The 16,083-nt window shown below is 63.9% G+C and carries 12 protein-coding genes and 1 riboswitch; of the genes, 2 read left to right on the forward strand and 10 right to left on the reverse strand.

Annotated elements, in window-relative coordinates; genetic code table 11:
- Position 1: 1 nt before the first annotated feature.
- The 7 genes from thiS to WIR04_RS18905 all read right to left on the reverse strand — a co-directional run bounded on the left by thiS (position 2) and on the right by WIR04_RS18905 (position 7,933).
- Positions 2-202, reverse strand: coding sequence for a sulfur carrier protein ThiS (gene thiS, locus WIR04_RS18875; RefSeq protein ID WP_042042049.1), 201 nt, complete (start codon positions 200-202; stop codon positions 2-4).
- The gene (locus WIR04_RS18880) at positions 199-972 is read right to left on the reverse strand and encodes a HesA/MoeB/ThiF family protein (RefSeq protein ID WP_338888992.1); all 774 of its coding nucleotides are present in this window, start codon (positions 970-972) and stop codon (positions 199-201) included. Before WIR04_RS18880 ends, thiS begins: the two co-directional genes overlap by 4 nt.
- Positions 962-2,521, reverse strand: a complete 1,560-nt coding sequence (gene thiE / locus WIR04_RS18885) for a thiamine phosphate synthase (RefSeq protein WP_338888994.1) — start codon at positions 2,519-2,521, stop codon at positions 962-964. The genes WIR04_RS18880 and thiE overlap by 11 nt, the downstream gene beginning before the upstream one ends.
- Positions 2,518-4,512, reverse strand: coding sequence for a phosphomethylpyrimidine synthase ThiC (thiC, locus tag WIR04_RS18890; protein WP_338888996.1), 1,995 nt, complete (start codon positions 4,510-4,512; stop codon positions 2,518-2,520). Before thiC ends, thiE begins: the two co-directional genes overlap by 4 nt.
- A gap of 268 nt (positions 4,513-4,780) precedes the next feature.
- Positions 4,781-4,894, reverse strand: a riboswitch (TPP riboswitch).
- A gap of 275 nt (positions 4,895-5,169) precedes the next feature.
- Positions 5,170-6,651 (reverse strand): aerolysin family beta-barrel pore-forming toxin, encoded by a 1,482-nt coding sequence (locus WIR04_RS18895; RefSeq protein ID WP_338888998.1) that lies wholly within the window; start codon positions 6,649-6,651, stop codon positions 5,170-5,172.
- A gap of 303 nt (positions 6,652-6,954) precedes the next feature.
- The gene (locus WIR04_RS18900; protein WP_338889000.1) at positions 6,955-7,431 is read right to left on the reverse strand and encodes a hypothetical protein; all 477 of its coding nucleotides are present in this window, start codon (positions 7,429-7,431) and stop codon (positions 6,955-6,957) included.
- Positions 7,432-7,516: 85 nt separating this feature from the next.
- Positions 7,517-7,933: a hypothetical protein gene (locus tag WIR04_RS18905; RefSeq protein ID WP_338889002.1), complete on the reverse strand. Its 417-nt coding sequence runs from the start codon at positions 7,931-7,933 to the stop codon at positions 7,517-7,519.
- Positions 7,934-8,023: 90 nt separating this feature from the next.
- On the opposite strand from WIR04_RS18905, the gene WIR04_RS18910 reads away from it, so the two are divergent.
- Together WIR04_RS18910 and WIR04_RS18915 are read left to right on the forward strand one after the other, a co-directional pair.
- Positions 8,024-8,692 (forward strand): response regulator transcription factor, encoded by a 669-nt coding sequence (locus tag WIR04_RS18910; RefSeq protein ID WP_338889004.1) that lies wholly within the window; start codon positions 8,024-8,026, stop codon positions 8,690-8,692.
- A 29-nt stretch (positions 8,693-8,721) separates the two neighbouring features.
- Positions 8,722-9,951 carry a HAMP domain-containing sensor histidine kinase gene (locus tag WIR04_RS18915; protein WP_338892647.1) on the forward strand — a complete coding sequence of 410 codons (1,230 nt, stop codon included), beginning with the start codon at positions 8,722-8,724 and terminating at the stop codon, positions 9,949-9,951.
- Positions 9,952-10,080: 129 nt separating this feature from the next.
- Here WIR04_RS18915 and rimK read toward each other — a convergent pair whose 3' ends face one another.
- From rimK to metH, 3 genes are all read right to left on the reverse strand, one after another.
- Positions 10,081-10,977: a 30S ribosomal protein S6--L-glutamate ligase gene (gene rimK, locus WIR04_RS18920; protein WP_025325466.1), complete on the reverse strand. Its 897-nt coding sequence runs from the start codon at positions 10,975-10,977 to the stop codon at positions 10,081-10,083.
- Between the two features lie 113 nt (positions 10,978-11,090).
- On the reverse strand, positions 11,091-12,155 hold the full coding sequence (locus WIR04_RS18925; protein WP_338889006.1) for a Gfo/Idh/MocA family oxidoreductase: 1,065 nt from the start codon (positions 12,153-12,155) through the stop codon (positions 11,091-11,093).
- Between the two features lie 43 nt (positions 12,156-12,198).
- Positions 12,199-15,894, reverse strand: coding sequence for a methionine synthase (gene metH / locus WIR04_RS18930; RefSeq protein ID WP_338889008.1), 3,696 nt, complete (start codon positions 15,892-15,894; stop codon positions 12,199-12,201).
- Positions 15,895-16,083: the final 189 nt, after the last annotated feature.

Raw genomic sequence — 16,083 nt, forward strand, 5'->3', positions numbered from 1 at the left:
CTCAGCCTCCGGCGATGGCAGTGAAAAGGTGGATCTCGTCCCCGTCATTGAGGCGGGTCTCTGGCCAGCGGCTGCGGGGCAGCACGGCGCCATTGAGGGCCACCGCCACCCCCTGGGGAGCAATCTCCTGCACCGCCAGCAGCTCGGTCAGGCGCTGTCCGGTGGGCAGCGTCAGCTCGATATCGTTCAATCGAATATTCATTGGTCATCCTTATGGCTGCCACACACCGGGCAGTCGGGGTCGGCAGGCAGGCGCAGCGTCTGCCACTCATGGGCCAGGGCATCGAAGCGGCGCAGGGTGCCCGCCACCGGGCTGGGGCGCCCGAGCAGCAGTTTCAGTGCCTCCAACGCCTGCAGGGAACCCATCACCCCCACCAGGGGGCCCGTAACGCCGCTGCTCTGGCAGCTCTCCCTGATTTCGGTATCCGCCGGGTAGAGGCAGGCGTAGCAGGCATGCTCAGGGGTGCTTCGCACCATCAGCTGACCCTGCCAGCCGACGGCGGCGGCGGAGATCCAGGGTTTCCCCTGGGCCACGCAGGCGGCGTTGATGGCGTGGCGGCTGGCAAGGTTGTCGCAGCAGTCGACAACCAGATCCACCTCAGCCACGAAGGCTGGCAGACTAGTCCCATCGAGGCGCTGGTTGATGGCGATCAGCTCCACATGGGGGTTGTGGGCCGCCAACCGCTCCCGGGCCAGCTCGGCCTTGGAGCGGCGCAGCCCCTCCCCGTCGAACAGGATCTGGCGCGGCAGATTGCTGGAGTCCAGGGTGTCGCCGTCGGCCAGCCACAGGGTGCCGACACCGGCCCCGGCCAGATAGAGCGCCAGCGGCGAGCCGAGGCCGCCGAGACCGACGATCAGTACCGACTTGGCTTTCAGCCGCACCTGCCCCTCCTCCCCTATCTCCGCCAGCATCAGTTGCCTGCCGTATCTCAGATACTCTTCGTCACGAAGAGACGCCTCGTCAGAGCGCATGTGCCACCTCCTGCACTGCTATGGTGGAGCGCGCCGGATCCCCGGCCCCCACGACGGCCAACAGCCGGGCCGTGGCCCCCTGCCAGTCGTCGCTCCCTGTGATGGCGGAGACCAGGGCGATGCTGCCTACCCCGCTCTCCTGCACCGCCGCTATGCGTTCTTCGCTAATGCCGCCGATGGCGACAGTGGGCCAGTCCTGCATCAGGGCGCGGTAGTGGTGCAGCCGCACCAGCCCCTGGGGACGGGACGGCATCTGCTTGGTGTTGGTGGGGAAGATATGACCCAGGGCTATATAGGAGGGTGCCAGCTCCCGGGCCCGCATCAGCTCGAAGTAGCCGTGGGTGGAGATGCCGAGGCGCAGGCCGGCGGCCTGGATGGCGGCGAGATCGGCGCTCTCCATATCCTCCTGCCCCAGATGCACCCCATAGGCGCCAGCCTCGATGGCCAACTGCCAGTAATCGTTGATAAAGAGCCGGGCCTGATGCTGGCGGCCCAGGGCCACCGCCTTGGCGATGGCAGGCGCAACCGCAGCCGCCGGCAGATCTTTTATCCGCAGTTGCAGGGTCTTGACCCCCTCACCGAGCAGACGCGCCAGCCACTGCACCGAATCCACCACGGGATAGAGACCCAGATGCTGTTCGGTCGCGGCAAAGGGACCCTCCGGCAGGCGAGCGCTGCTTGCCTCATAAAGACCGAAGCGGCGATCCAGCCTTGATCCCGCCAGCACGGCCCGGGGGAAGTGGTCGAGACCAACCGGCCAGCCGAGATGGGCGATGGGGCCGGGGCCTGCCCCCACCCCTTGCGCCCCCGCCAGCCCTTGCTGCAGATAGGCGCGTGCCAGGGTGATGGCGTCTTCCACCGGGTAATCCAGCGCCACCACGGCGGCGATGGCGCTGGCATAACAGCAGCCGGTACCGTGACCGTGGCGGGTCGCCAGACGGGGCGCCGCGAGCCAGAATTCGCGCTGCTCATCCTGGTAGTAGTCGAGGCAGTGATCCCCGCTCCACTCGAGATGGCCGCCCTTGACCAGCACGGCGCGGGCGCCGAGCTCCCGCAGCCGGGCCGCCCCTGCACGTACCAGCTCGGGGCTGGTCGCCGGAATGCCGGTCAAGGCTTCCAGCTCGGGGCCGTTGGGGGTGATGAGGGAGAGGCGCGGCAGCAGGTGCTCGCGCACCGCCGCCAGCATGTTCGGTTCCGCCATGGGGGTACCTGTGCTGGCGATGGCCACGGGGTCATAGATCACGAAGGGGGCGCTTATCGTATCGAACCGCCGGGCCAGCACCTCCACGTGCAGCCGGGTCGGCAGCAGGCCGATCTTGATGGCGGCAGGGGGCAAGTCGACGCCGAGGGCGTCGATCTGGGCGCAGAAGCTCTGCATCAGCACGGGGTCGACCATCTTCACCGCCACCGAGTTCTGGGCGGTGATGGCGGAGATCACCGAACAGCCGTGCGCGCCGAGGGCATGCAGGGTATGCAGATCGGCCTGGATGCCGGCGCCGCCCCCCGAGTCCGAACCCGCTATGGTCCAGACGATGGGCTTGGTGCTCATGCTTCTTCCCGCTCCTCTTTGAGGGCCGCCGCCTGATGGTAGAGCTCGCCCCCCTTCTCCTTGAAGGTTTCCGCCATCTGGGCCATGCCAGTTTCAACTTCAGCCAAGACTCGCTCCTGCTGGCCATCCATGCCCACCAGTTTCACCTCGACCGCTTCGAGTTTGGCGGCGTAGTCACGCACGTCCTGGGTGATCTTCATGGAGCAGAACTTGGGGCCGCACATGGAGCAGAAGTGGGCCACCTTGCCGGACTCCTGAGGCAGGGTCTCGTCGTGATAGGCACGGGCGGTTTCGGGATCCAGCGCCAGGTTGAACTGATCCTCCCAGCGGAACTCGAAGCGCGCCTTGGACATGGCGTTGTCGCGGATCTGGGCACCAGGATGACCCTTGGCCAGATCGGCGGCGTGGGCGGCGATCTTGTAGGTGATGAGGCCCTGTTTCACGTCCTCCTTGTTCGGCAGCCCCAGGTGTTCCTTGGGGGTGACGTAGCAGAGCATGGCGCAGCCGTACCAGCCGATCATGGCGGCACCTATACCGGAGGTGAAGTGATCGTAGCCGGGGGCTATGTCGGTGGTGAGCGGCCCCAGGGTGTAGAAGGGCGCCTCGTGGCAGTGCTCGAGCTGCTCGGTCATGTTGCGCTCTATCATGTGCATGGGCACATGACCCGGCCCCTCGATCATCACCTGGACGTCGTACTCCCAGGCAATCTTGGTGAGCTCCCCCAGGGTATGCAGCTCGGCGAACTGGGCCTCGTCGTTGGCGTCATAGACGGAGCCGGGGCGCAGGCCGTCGCCCAGGGAGAGGGCCACGTCATAGGCGGCACAGATCTCGCAGATCTCGCGGAAATGCTGGTAGAGGAAGTTCTCCTTGTGGTGGGACAGGCACCACTTGGCCATGATACTGCCACCGCGGGAGACGATGCCGGTGAGGCGCTTGGCAGTCATGGGCACGTAGCGCAGCAGCACGCCGGCGTGGATGGTGAAGTAATCCACCCCCTGCTCGGCCTGCTCCAGCAGGGTGTCGCGAAACAGCTCCCAGGTGAGATCCTCGGCGATGCCGTTGGTCTTCTCCAGCGCCTGATAGATGGGCACTGTACCGATGGGCACAGGGCTGTTGCGCAAGATCCACTCGCGGGTCTCGTGGATGTAGCGACCGGTGGAGAGATCCATGACGGTGTCGGCGCCCCAGCGGGTGGACCAGACCAGCTTCTCCACCTCCTCCTCGATGCTGGAGGTGACCGCCGAGTTGCCTATGTTGGCGTTGATCTTCACCAGGAAGTTGCGGCCGATGATCATGGGCTCCGCTTCCGGGTGGTTGATGTTGCTGGGGATGATGGCGCGGCCGGCGGCCACCTCATCGCGCACGAATTCGGGGGTGATGTTTTCCGGCAGGCGGGCACCGAAACCCTGACCCGGATGCTGGCGCAGCAGCAGCTCGGAGCGCACCCGCTCGCGGCCCATGTTCTCGCGAATGGCGATGAACTCCATCTCCGGGGTGACAATCCCCTGACGGGCATAGTGCAGCTGGGTCACCCGGCGGCCCGGCCTGGCACGCAGCGGTTTGGGCAAATTATCGAAGCGCAGGTGATCCAGCCCCTCGTCGGCGAGGCGCTCCTGGGTGAAGGCGGAGCTGAGATCATCCAGGGCTTCGGTGTCGCCCCGCTCCAGCACCCAGGCTTCCCGCAGGCGCGGCAGGCCGCGGCGCACGTCTATCTCGGCACTCTCGTCCCCATAGGCCCCCGAGGTGTCGTAGACGGGCACGGGATCGTTGGGCTCGAACTGGGGGTCTTCCTTGCTGCCGCCGACCAAGGTGTCGGCCAGGACGATCTCCCGCAGCCCCACCCGGATATCGGGACGGGAACCTTCGATGAAGATGCGTCTGGAGTTGGGATGGGCCATCCCCTTGAGGTTGTCGATAAAGGCCTGGGCACTGGAGCGCTGCTCCCGGCGGCTGGCAGGCACGGACTTGCTGTTTTCAGAAGAGGTAGACATAGCAAAACTCACATTAACTGGTTGAAGTTATGGGTGTTTGCTTGTCTGGAGTTCGAGGAGAAGTGATGAACTTGCAGTCTGGGTGCGCTCTCAAGAGGGAGCGAGCACGGGATGGATCATCCCTGCTCTGCCGTCCCGTCCCCCTTGTCGGGGACATTCGCCGCCCTGACGGGCAAGCGGCGGAACGACCTCCCTCCTGTGCGCCAGCCCTTGCCTGGGGGATCCCCTCAAGGCAAGGGGGAAGTGGCTACTCCCCCGGCGCGGCAACTCGCAAGTTACCCTTGTTTCCCTTCGCAGGTCTTAACCTGATCAGGTTCCACGGATCCCGAATTAACGGTCTCAGCTTTGCGTCGTTCGACGGTCAGCACTCCGACAAGATGGCGCCAGTATAAGTGGGGAATTTGAAAGTACAAGGCATTAACACAGCCGACCAGTGGCGAAGCCAGACCAGGGTGGCGCACTGACGGGCGAAGGAGCTAGTTGAATAGGCCAGTCCACTCTCATACCCACGAACGAGGCGGCTGACTCGCGACCAGGACTGGTAACGCACTCAGACACGCCAAACCGAAGGCAGCGAAAAACGCTAAAAATGAGGCTTTCCACAAATAAAAACCGGGCAAAAGCCCAGTTTTATAACACGTTGTCAGTGCCATCGGATTACTGGTCAATAGCGGGTTCCAGCTTGATCTGGACGTTGTCAAAGCCCAGCGCCGAGAGTTCGCTGGCATCCAGCGGCATCTCCAGGCGCAACCCGCCGGTCTGGCCGTCGACGCTGCGGGCACGGCGCACCTTGCTGTCGCCCCCGATGGGCACGGCCGCACCTATCTCGATATTGCCGGCAAACTGGCTCTCGGCGTGGAAGTCACCCGTGATGCTGGCGCGCACCGGGCGCAGCACCCTGGCCAGGGCATTCTTCATGGTGTCGGCACCGTTCTGCTGTATGGTCCAGTTCCAGTCCCACCACTTCACCTCACCCGGGATATAGCGCTTGTCCCACTGGTAACGGATGCTGCTCGCCTTGTCCTTGAACGGGCCTATGACGAAGCTGTGACTCTTGGTAGGCCGGTTATCCGGGTGGGTGTACCAGGCGTTGCCACCCCAGCGCAGGAAGCCGTTCAAGGTGAGGTCATAGCTGACATCCGCCTTGAACTCGTAGGGGTAGGAGATGTTCGCCTTGTAGAGCTCGATCTTGACCGGGATCTTGGAGTGGGCGGGCACGGTCGGGCGCGCCGACTGGGAGAGGGAGGCGGTGGTGGAGCCCCCGTCCTGCTGAGCCCAGGACTGGCTCGCGGCGATCTCGATGGAGAGTTCTGTCTCACCTACCAGGGGCCACTTGAACTTGTTCTTGGTGGAGACCTTCTCGCTCAGGCCATAGGTGCTGGTCTTTGACCAGTTGGTGGCCGTGTCATAGCGCAGGGTCACGTCATAACCGGACTGGGGGGTGTCGCTGTCGTTGATGGCCCAGCCCACTACCGTCTTGACCAGGGTACGATCGGACTGGGTCACCTCACCGTGGCTGAAGCTCTCGGGATCCAGGGTGTAGGCGAAGTTGCTGACCCGGATGCTGCTCTTCTCACCGCAGCGATAACCGTCGCAGCCACCGTCGTTGTTGCCGCGGATCAGCCAGCTGTCACCATCCTGGGTCACGTCCATGTCCTCGCCCACATAGGGGCTGTGGTTACCACCGACCCAGGCGTAGCCGAGATAATGGGCGAGGTAGCTGGCAGGCTTGATGAAATTGGCGCTGTCATGCACCAGCCGCCATTGCACGTCCTTTTCATCGCCATCTGGAATATTCAGCGCAGGCAATACGGGTATTTCACTGGTGACCGGCTTGGTCGGATAACACCAGGTATCCGAGGCCGATCCGGGTTTTATTTCACCGTTATAACCCGATCCCATGATCACCCAGTTATTGGCCAATCCACTTATTTGCCACTGCCCCATCATCCCCACAATATTATTGCGGACACTCTGCGCCTCTTCCCGATTGATCGGACGATAGCTGGCACCACAGACCTCTTTCCCGAGCGAGAAGAGACGCAGTTGATCAGGATAGATTGGCTCTGCCCCATGGGCCTGGCTCATCAACAGCGTCGAAATAGTCAACGCCAAACCCGTTATTTTTAGTTTATCCATAGCTCCCCCAATATTGTAGGTATAGGCATGCAAATGATATTTATCTCGCTGCATGCCAGGGGGAGAATATCAGTCAAAGAAATCATCGAATGCGATCGAATCCACACTTTAATTGTTCTAAAAAGGCATCCATACAATTAACAGGCAGGTTATTAATTAATGACAAAACAAATATCAGAGTCATTACTTTATTATTTAATTTATAATTTTCGTGGTGTTTAAGTTTTTAATTATTGAATGTGAACGTCAGCGGCATCGGCTAGATGAAATATCAGCCAGATGACTGCATTATATCCTGGCTGTTTATTCGGGCTCCTCTTCCGGGTTGGGGATCAGCACCTCGGTCAGGCGTCCGTCCTCATCACGGCTCAGCACCAGCTTGCGGCCCGGTTGCAGATCGGCGGGGCTGCCGTTCACCCAGCGGGTGCCGGCATCAAACACCAGTACCCCCAGCTGCTGCATCAGCAGGCTCTCTCCTGCGGTGGCGACCAGCCTGTCATCCGCCCGCAGCCACTGGCTGCTCTGGGCCTGGTCCGGCACAGTGGCGAGCACCCGGATCTGCTCGGCCACGCCGTATCGACTCTGGATGGCGAGGTGCATGCCGGGCCTGAGATCATCAAACTGATCTACGCCGCGCAGATCGGCGGTGCCGAGTTCCAGCTCGGCCCCCTGAAACTGCAGGCGGATGCCGTCGTTGTGCTCCAGCTCCACCAGCCAGAGTTCGGGCTCGTCGGCAAGGGCGTGAAAGGAGAGCAGCAGGAACAATGCGGTTCTGGTCATAGCAAGCAGGCCCATGGTCAACCCAGCGAGGAGGTTTAACTATGGGCCTGGACGGGCAATTTTTCCGGTCGACTGGTGCGGCGGCTCAGTCATCCTCCCGGCAGCGGCTCAGACGCATGCCGTCGAAACGGCACTCCAGCTCCAGCCAGCGCCCCTCGAAGGGGGCCAGGCTGTCGTCCGAGGTGACATAACCCCAGATCCGCCCCTGCGCCACAGGCCCTTCCAGCTCCATCTCATGCTTTTCTTCCAGCGGCTCCACCTCGCGGACCAGCCGCCTGTCTCCCTCGATCACCCCTTCCAGATCGACCCAGGTGCCGCCGAGATCGTCTTCGCCCAGACCGTCCTTGAAGCGGGTCTGCTCATCGATCACGAAGGGAATGCCGTTGACCATCAACTGGCCCAGTTGCCAGCTGGTGCGGCCGGTCAGCTTGAACTCGGCCGCCTGCACCAGACCAAAGGGCAATGAAATCAATAGCCAGAGGGCGCAGAGAGACTTCTTCATCGGGGATCCTCGGGGTTACACTGGCACACAGGATGTCTCATCCGGTGTGAAATGGCCGTGAAATCTCGGCCCAAACCAGGAGATCAGAGCATGAAAATACTGGTAGTGGAAGACAGTCCCCAGGTGGCCGAGACCGTCATGGACTATCTGGAGCTGGCCGGGCACAGGGTGGACTGCGCCTATCACGGCCAGGCCGCCCTGCAACTGCTGGCTGAACAGCGCTTCGACGTCATCATCATGGACGTCATGATGCCGCGCCTCGACGGCCTGCGCACCGTCGAGCGGCTGCGGGCGGACGGCATCGCCACCCCTGTGCTCTTTCTCACCGCCCGCGACAGCCTGGATGACAAGCTGGCAGGTTTCAAGGCGGGGGGCGACGACTACCTGGTCAAGCCGTTCGCCATGGAGGAGCTGGAGGTGCGGTTGCAGGCCCTGGCCCTGCGCGGCCCCCGCAGCGACATGGGAGCGCTGGCGTTCGGCGAGCTGGCGGTGGATCCCGCCGCGGGCCGCGCCACCCGCGCCGGGGTGGAGCTCAAGCTCGGCAAGATCCCCTTCCAGATCCTCACCCTGCTGGTCAGGCGTGCCCCCCAGCTGGTGACGCGCCAGGAGGTGCTCGACACCGTCTGGGGGGATGAAGAGCCCGACTCGGACGCCCTGCGCAGCCACATCTACGCCCTGCGCAACGCGCTGGACAAGCCCTTCCCCAGCCCAATGCTGGAGACAGTGCACGGCCAGGGTTACCGGCTGGTCAAACCATGAGCACCCCGGTGCCCCCGGGCCAGCAAGCCTTGAATCTGCCGAGTCTGCGCAAGCGCCTGATCCTGGCGCTGGGCGGGGCCGGCTTGCTGCTGCTGCTGATCCTGAGCCTGTTGATGGTGGTGGCCGAGAACAAGATGGAGGAGCTCAGCCTGCGCCACTGGCTGGAGGCCGAGGTCACCCGTTACAACGATGACTGGCTGCGGCTCGGCCAGGCGGCCCCCGCCCCCAGCCCGCGCCAGTTCTCCAGCTACTGGACGGAGGCGGGACGCCTGCCGGCCTGGCTGAAGCCCTACCGGACTCCCGGCTTCTTCGAGCACCAGCTGGGGGAAGAGGACAAACACTTCCTGGTGCGCGCCCACCCCTCGGGCCAGGGCCTGCTCTACCTGGTGTTCAACGACGACGCCGATGACTACCTGGATCCTTACGAAGACAGGCTGCACCTGGTCACCCGGCTGATCGGGCTGGCCCTGTTGCTCGGCTGCATAGCGTTCGGCATCTGGCTGGTGCGCCACATCACCCGCCCTTTGGACAGGCTGCGCCAGCGCGTCGCCCACCTCACCCCGGATCAGGTCGACTTCGTGCCGGACGCCCCCTGGCAGGAGCTGCGGGAGATCGAGCTGGCGCTGCTGGCGGGCAAGCACGAGGTGGCCGCAGTGTTCGCCCGGGAGCAGGAGTTCAGCCGCTTCGCCAGCCATGAGCTGCGCACCCCCAACATGGTGATCCAGGGCTCGGCCGCCCTGCTCGGCAAGGTGAGCGACCTGCCCGCCCCCGCCGCCCGGGCCGCCAGCCGTATTCGGGCCGCCAGCGACGAGATGGCCCTGCTCACCGAGACCTTCCTGCTGCTGGGCCGCAAGGAGGAAGTCGAGCGACCCCGGCAATTGGTGGCACCGCTGATCCAGCGGGAGCTGGCGCGCCTAGCCCCCCTGCTGCAGCGCGAGAGCCTGGATATCCGCCTCAATCTGGACGAGCAGAGTGAGGTGCTGGCCCCTCTCTCCCTGCTCGCCATCGCCCTGGGCAACCTGCTGAAGAATGCCCTGAGCTACGCCGAGGGTCATATCGAGATCGCGCTTCAGGGGCAGGTGCTCACCATCAGCAATCCCACCGCGGCGGCGCCGGATCAGATCCTGGGCTACGGCTGCGGCCTCACCATCATCCAGCGCATCTGCGAGAAGCTGGGCTGGCAGATAGAGACCCGGCTGGAGGATGGCGTTTTCAGCGCCAGGCTGGCGATGAACGCCCCCGACCTCACAGAGGCATAGTTTCCCCCTCACCCCCAACCCTTCTCCCGCCAGGGGAAAAGGGAGGCAACAGGCCCCCCGGCAAACCCACAAGCCAGATAACAACAAGGCGCCCGAGGGCGCCTTGTTGGCAGAGGACGGGAGGGCGGCTTATTCCGCCGGCTTGTGCTTGCGACTCGCCTTTAGCTCCAGAAAATCGATGATCTTGCCCGCCACATCCTTGCCGGAGGCGGCTTCGACCCCTTGCAGACCAGGGGAGGAGTTCACCTCCAATACCAGGGGGCCACGGGCACTGCGCAAGATATCCACCCCGGCCACGTCCAGCCCCATGATCTTGGCGGCCTGCACCGCTGTCGCCCGCTCTTCCGGGGTGATCTTGATGGCCGACGCCTCGCCGCCACGGTGCAGGTTGGAGCGAAACTCCCCCGGCTGGGCCTGACGACGCATGGCCGCCACCACCTTGCCACCCACCACCACGCAGCGAATGTCGGCGCCGTTGGCCTCGCGGATGTACTCCTGCACCAAGATGTTGTTGTTGGTCTGGATGAAGGCCTCGATCACGCTCTCGGCCGCCTTCTGGGTCTCGCACAGCACCACGCCTATCCCCTGGGTCCCCTCCAGCAGTTTCACCACCAGCGGCGCGCCGCCGACCATGGTGATGAGGTCGGGCACGTCGTGGGTGCTGTGGGCATAGCCGGTGATGGGCAGGCCTATGCCGTGGCGGGAGAGCAGCTGCATGGCGCGCAGCTTGTCCCGGGAGCGACTGATGGCCACCGAGCTGTTGAGGGCCATGGTATTCATCATCTCGAACTGGCGCAGCACGGCGGTGCCATAGAAGGTGATGCTGGCACCGATGCGCGGGATCACGGCGTCATAGCTCTCCAGTTCCCGTCCTTCGTAGTGGATGGAGGGGCTGTGGGAGGCGATGTTCATGTAACAGCGCAGGGTGTCGAGCACCTCGACCTGATGCCCGCGCGCCTGAGCCACCTCGACCAGACGGCGGGTGGAGTAGTTGTTGGGCTCGCGGGATAAAATGGCAATATTCATGGAAATGACAGACCTGATAATCGGACTGGAGAGTATAAGGTGCCATGAACGACTGGCAACGCCAATCCTTTCCCCTCACCATTCGGCGTTCTGCAAGAAACGCAGAACCAGATTCAATGCGGACCACGCAACCCCTGCTGCAGGCTCAGCAGCAGCGCCACCTCCTGCAACCGGCGCGCCGTGACCTCGGCCCAGCCGCCCACCGGCACAGGGGCCAGCAGGGTTTGGGCTATGCAGTCGCGATAGAGAGGCCCCTCGTGTTGCCAGCCCCGCATACCATCGACGTCGTGAAAATGCAGCCACTCCAGATTGCCGCTGCGAAGCAGCTCGATGCGCCGCCCATCCTTGAGATGCAGGCATAACCCCTTCTTCTCGACCCCGGATCCTGCGTACTTGTCGAGCCAGAGGGTCAGAGGCACCCCTGCCACCTCGCCGCGCAGACAGGCCCGCCCCTCGGCGGTCTCCAGATCCCCGCGCCGGATGGGCTGGCCCAGCCTGTCGGCTACCCCTTCAGCCATCAGCGTCAAACTGTCATCCCCGCCGAGGGCCACCAGCAGCTCGCGGATCATCGCCAGCAGATGGGTGCCGATGTCGAGGATCACCCCGTCGGGATGACGCAGGACCCGCCGATCCGGCTCGCCGGTGGCGAAGTTGAGGGCATAGGGATGCCCCTGCTCGTCAAGGCCGCAGGGCTCCAGCAGGAAGCCCTCCACCGAGGCCACGTCGGTCAGGGTGAGGGGCGAAATGGGGCCAGCCTGACCGGATTGCGGCCGCCAATCATCCCCCAGCCCGCCGCCGAGCAGCCGCTGGACGGCGTTGCGGGCCATCCAGTGATCCAGCGCCAGCACCCGGGGGGCGACCTCGGGATCCGCCAGCAGGGCCTGCAGGCGAGCCTGCTGGGCCAGGGTCGCCACCACAGGCTTCTCCACCAGAATCAAGGGGATGGAGCTTGCCAGCGCCTGCTCCAGCACCGGCAGATGCAGCAGGGAGGGGGTGGCGATGACCAGCCGATCCAGGGGCTGCGCCAGCAGGCCTTCCAGGGTCGGCAGCGAGTCCACTCCCGGCAGGCTGCGGGCGGGATCGAATCCCCAGATCGCCATCTCTGGCGCCAGGGCCCGCAATGCCGGCAGATAGGCGGTCTCCACCACTGCCCCCAGGCCGACGAATCCAATCTTCATAACACCTCAGCTTGCGTGGGCCAGTTCAGGCCGGGCAACGGGATCAATTCAGGTTCGGCCCCAGCCAGCGCTCGGCCTCCACCAGCGTCATGCCCTTGCGCTGGGCGTAGTCTTCCACCTGATCGGGCTGGATCTGCGCCACCGCGAAATACTTGCTCTCGGGGTGGGAGAAGTACCAGCCGGACACCGCCGCCCCCGGCCACATGGCGTAGGATTCGGTGAGCTTCATGCCGATGGCCTGCTCCACCCCCAGCAGCTCCCAGATGCTGCCCTTCTCGGTGTGCTCCGGACAGGCCGGGTAACCCGGCGCCGGGCGGATGCCGCGATAGTTCTCGCGGATCAGCTCCTCGTTGCTGAGGGCTTCGTCGGGGGCATAGCCCCAGTGCCGCTTTCGCACCTGCTCGTGCAGGTATTCGGCGAAGGCCTCGGCGAGACGGTCGCACACCGCCTGGATGAGGATGGCGTTGTAGTCGTCGTGATCCGCCTTGTAGGCTTGCGCTATGGCCTCCTCGCCGATACCGCCGGTCACCGCGAAGGCGCCGATCCAGTCCGGCTTGCCGCTCTCCTTGGGTGCCACATAGTCCGCTAGGCAGTAGTTCGGGAAGCCCTGCTTCTCGCTCTGCTGGCGCAGGTGGTGCAGCACCTTGATGACCTCGGTGCGGGACTCGTCGCTGTAGACTTCTATGCTGTCCCCCACCCCGTTGGCGGGGAACAGGCCTATGATACCGGCGCAACGCACGCTCCGATCTTTCTCCAGCTGATCCAGCATGGCGTTGGCATCGGCAAACAGCTTGGTCGCCTCTTCACCTATGATCTCGTCCTCCAGGATCCGCGGATACTTGCCCGCCAGTTCCCAGCTCAGGAAGAACGGCGTCCAGTCGATGTAGGGGCGCAGCACCGAGACGGGCACGTCCTCGAAGGTCTGCACGCCCGGCGTCCTGGGCTTGGGCGGCTCATAGCCGACCCAGTCCAGCTGATGGCGGTTGGCGCGGGCGTGAGCCAGGGAAACCGGCTTGGAGCGAGGCTGTTTGCGGGCATGCTGATCCCGCGCTATCTCGTACTCCTTGTCGATGCGGGCGACGAAGGCGGGCTTGAGCTCGGGGTTCAGCAGGCTCTGGGCTACCCCCACCGCGCGGGAGGCGTTCGACACATAGACCACGGGTTCGGAGTAGTTCTGCTCTATCTTCACCGCTGTGTGGGCCTTGGAGGTGGTGGCGCCGCCGATCAGCAGCGGCAGCTTGAAGCCCTGGCGCTCCATCTCTTTCGCCACGTGCACCATCTCGTCAAGCGACGGAGTGATGAGGCCGGACAGGCCTATGATGTCGGCCCCCACTTCCCGCGCCGTCTTGAGGATGGTCTCGCAGGAGACCATGACCCCGAGATCGACGATCTCGTAGTTGTTGCACTGCAGCACCACGCCGACGATGTTCTTGCCGATGTCGTGCACGTCCCCCTTGACGGTGGCCATCACTATCTTGCCGTTGCTGGAGCCGCCGGACTTCTCCGCCTCTATGTAGGGCTGCAGGTAGGCGACCGCCCGCTTCATCACCCGCGCCGACTTCACCACCTGGGGCAGGAACATCTTGCCGGCGCCGAACAGGTCGCCCACCACGTTCATGCCGTCCATCAGCGGCCCTTCGATCACGTGCAGCGGCTTCTCGGCCGCAGCCCGCGCCTCTTCGGTGTCCTCCTCGATGAAGTCGGTGATGCCCTTGACCAGGGCATGCTCAAGCCGTTTGCCCACAGGCCAGCTGCGCCACTCTTGATCCCGGGGATCCTCAGCCTGGGCGCCGGCACCGCGATACTTCTCGGCGATGACCAGCAGATCCTCGGTGGCACTGTCACTCAAGTTGAGCACCACGGCCTCGACCTTCGCCTTCAGCTCTGCCGGTATGTCTTCGTAGATGGCGAGCTGACCGGCGTTGACTATCCCCATGTCCATGCCGTTCTGGATGGCGTGATAGAGGAAGACGGCGTGAATGGCTTCCCGCACCGGCTCGTTGCCGCGGAAGGAGAAGGAGACGTTGGAGACGCCGCCGGAGATCATGGCGTGGGGCAGGTTGCGTTTTATGTCGCCGACCGCCTCGATAAAGTCCACCGCGTAGTTGTTGTGCTCGTCGATGCCGGTCGCCACCGCGAAGATGTTGGGGTCGAAGATGATGTCTTCCGGCGGGAAACCCACCCGATCTACCAGGATCCGGTAGGCGCGCTGGCAGATCTCGAACTTGCGGGCACGGGTATCGGCCTGGCCCACCTCGTCGAACGCCATGACGATGACGGCGGCGCCGTAGCGACGCAGCAGCTTGGCCTGTTCGATGAACTTGGCCTCCCCCTCCTTCATGGAGATGGAGTTGACCACCGGCTTGCCCTGCACGCACTTGAGACCCGCCTCCAGCACCTCCCACTTGGAGGAGTCGATCATCACCGGCACCCGGGCGATATCCGGCTCGCCGGCGATGAGGTTCAGGAAGCGCACCATGGCCGCCTCGGCGTCCAGCATCCCCTCGTCCATGTTGATGTCGATGATCTGGGCGCCGCTCTCCACCTGCTGCTTGGCCACATCCAGGGCTTCGTCGTAGAGCCCCTCCTTGATGAGGCGCTTGAACTTGGCGGAACCTGTGACGTTGGTGCGCTCCCCCACGTTCACGAACATGGACTCCGCCGTGATGATGAGGGGCTCGAGGCCGGACAGCCGGCAGGCGACCGGCAGCTCGGGCAGGGCGCGGGGCTTGATGCCGGCGACGGCGTCCGCCATGGCGCGAATATGGGTCGGGGTGGTACCGCAGCAGCCCCCCACCAGGTTGAGGAAGCCGCTTTGGGCCCACTCGCGGATATGTTCCGCCATCTCACCCGCGTCGAGATCGTACTCGCCGAAGGCGTTGGGCAGGCCGGCGTTGGGGTGGGCGCTCACAAAGGTCTCGCTGATGCGCGACAGCTCCTCCACATACTGGCGCAGCTCGTCCGGGCCCAGCGCACAGTTGAGGCCGAAGGAGATGGGTTTGACGTGACGCAGGGAGTGATAGAAGGCTTCCGTGGTCTGGCCGGAGAGGGTGCGGCCCGAGGCATCGGTGATGGTGCCTGAGATCATCACCGGCAGGCTGTAGCCCAGCTCCTCGAACACCAGATCCACCGCGAAGGCGGCCGCCTTGGCGTTCAGGGTGTCGAAGATGGTCTCGATGAGGATGAGGTCGGCGCCCCCCTCGATGAGAGCATGGGTCGATTCGGTGTAGGCGGCCACCAGCTCGTCATAGGTGACGTTGCGCTTGCCGGGGTCGTTCACGTCCGGCGAGATGGAGGCGGTGCGGTTGGTAGGGCCCAGCACCCCCGCCACGAAACGTGGCCTGGCGGGATCCTTGGCCGTCCACTCGTCCGCCACGGCGCGGGCCAGGCGGGCCGCCTCGCGGTTGATCTCGGCGGAGAAGGCTTCCATCTCGTAATCGGCCATGGCGATGCGAGTGGCGTTGAAGGTATTGGTCTCGAGGATGTCGGCCCCGGCGGCACAGTATTGATCGTGGATCTCGCGGATCACCGTCGGCCGGGTCAGCACCAGCAGATCGTTGTTGCCCTTGATGTCGGTATGCCAGTCGGCGAAACGCTCGCCGCGGTAATCCGATTCGCCGAGCCTGTACCCCTGGATCATGGTGCCCATGGCACCGTCGATGATCAGGATCCGCTCCCTGAGACAGGCTTCCAGTTTCTTTGTTACGTCCGACTTCTTGCTCGACTCTATGCTCGACACCGCTTCTACCCCTTACATCCATGCAACTGCGTGAGGTCCATCCTAGCAGCAAAAAAATCAAATGGAAATCTAGCCGTCTATCTGTCTATTTCAACGATTAAATATAACTATAAATAGGTAATGAGCCCGGCCTGAGCGGGGAGTACCCTATGCCCGTCCTCAACGGGGATACGTGCTTGCTGTTTACTA

The sequence above is a fragment of the Aeromonas rivipollensis genome (assembly GCF_037811135.1).
Taxonomy (GTDB): Bacteria; Pseudomonadota; Gammaproteobacteria; order Enterobacterales; family Aeromonadaceae; genus Aeromonas; species Aeromonas rivipollensis.

Coding starts and splice junctions, on each gene's coding strand:
- thiS (WP_042042049.1), bottom strand. CDS start 202: ATGAATATTCGATTGAACGATATCGAGCTGACGCTGCCCACCGGACAG.
- rimK (WP_025325466.1), bottom strand. CDS start 10,977: ATGAATATTGCCATTTTATCCCGCGAGCCCAACAACTACTCCACCCGC.
- WIR04_RS18905 (WP_338889002.1), bottom strand. CDS start 7,933: ATGAAGAAGTCTCTCTGCGCCCTCTGGCTATTGATTTCATTGCCCTTT.
- thiC (WP_338888996.1), bottom strand. CDS start 4,512: ATGTCTACCTCTTCTGAAAACAGCAAGTCCGTGCCTGCCAGCCGCCGG.
- thiE (WP_338888994.1), bottom strand. CDS start 2,521: ATGAGCACCAAGCCCATCGTCTGGACCATAGCGGGTTCGGACTCGGGG.
- WIR04_RS18880 (WP_338888992.1), bottom strand. CDS start 972: ATGCGCTCTGACGAGGCGTCTCTTCGTGACGAAGAGTATCTGAGATAC.
- WIR04_RS18925 (WP_338889006.1), bottom strand. CDS start 12,155: ATGAAGATTGGATTCGTCGGCCTGGGGGCAGTGGTGGAGACCGCCTAT.
- WIR04_RS18900 (WP_338889000.1), bottom strand. CDS start 7,431: ATGACCAGAACCGCATTGTTCCTGCTGCTCTCCTTTCACGCCCTTGCC.
- WIR04_RS18910 (WP_338889004.1), top strand. CDS start 8,024: ATGAAAATACTGGTAGTGGAAGACAGTCCCCAGGTGGCCGAGACCGTC.
- WIR04_RS18895 (WP_338888998.1), bottom strand. CDS start 6,651: ATGGATAAACTAAAAATAACGGGTTTGGCGTTGACTATTTCGACGCTG.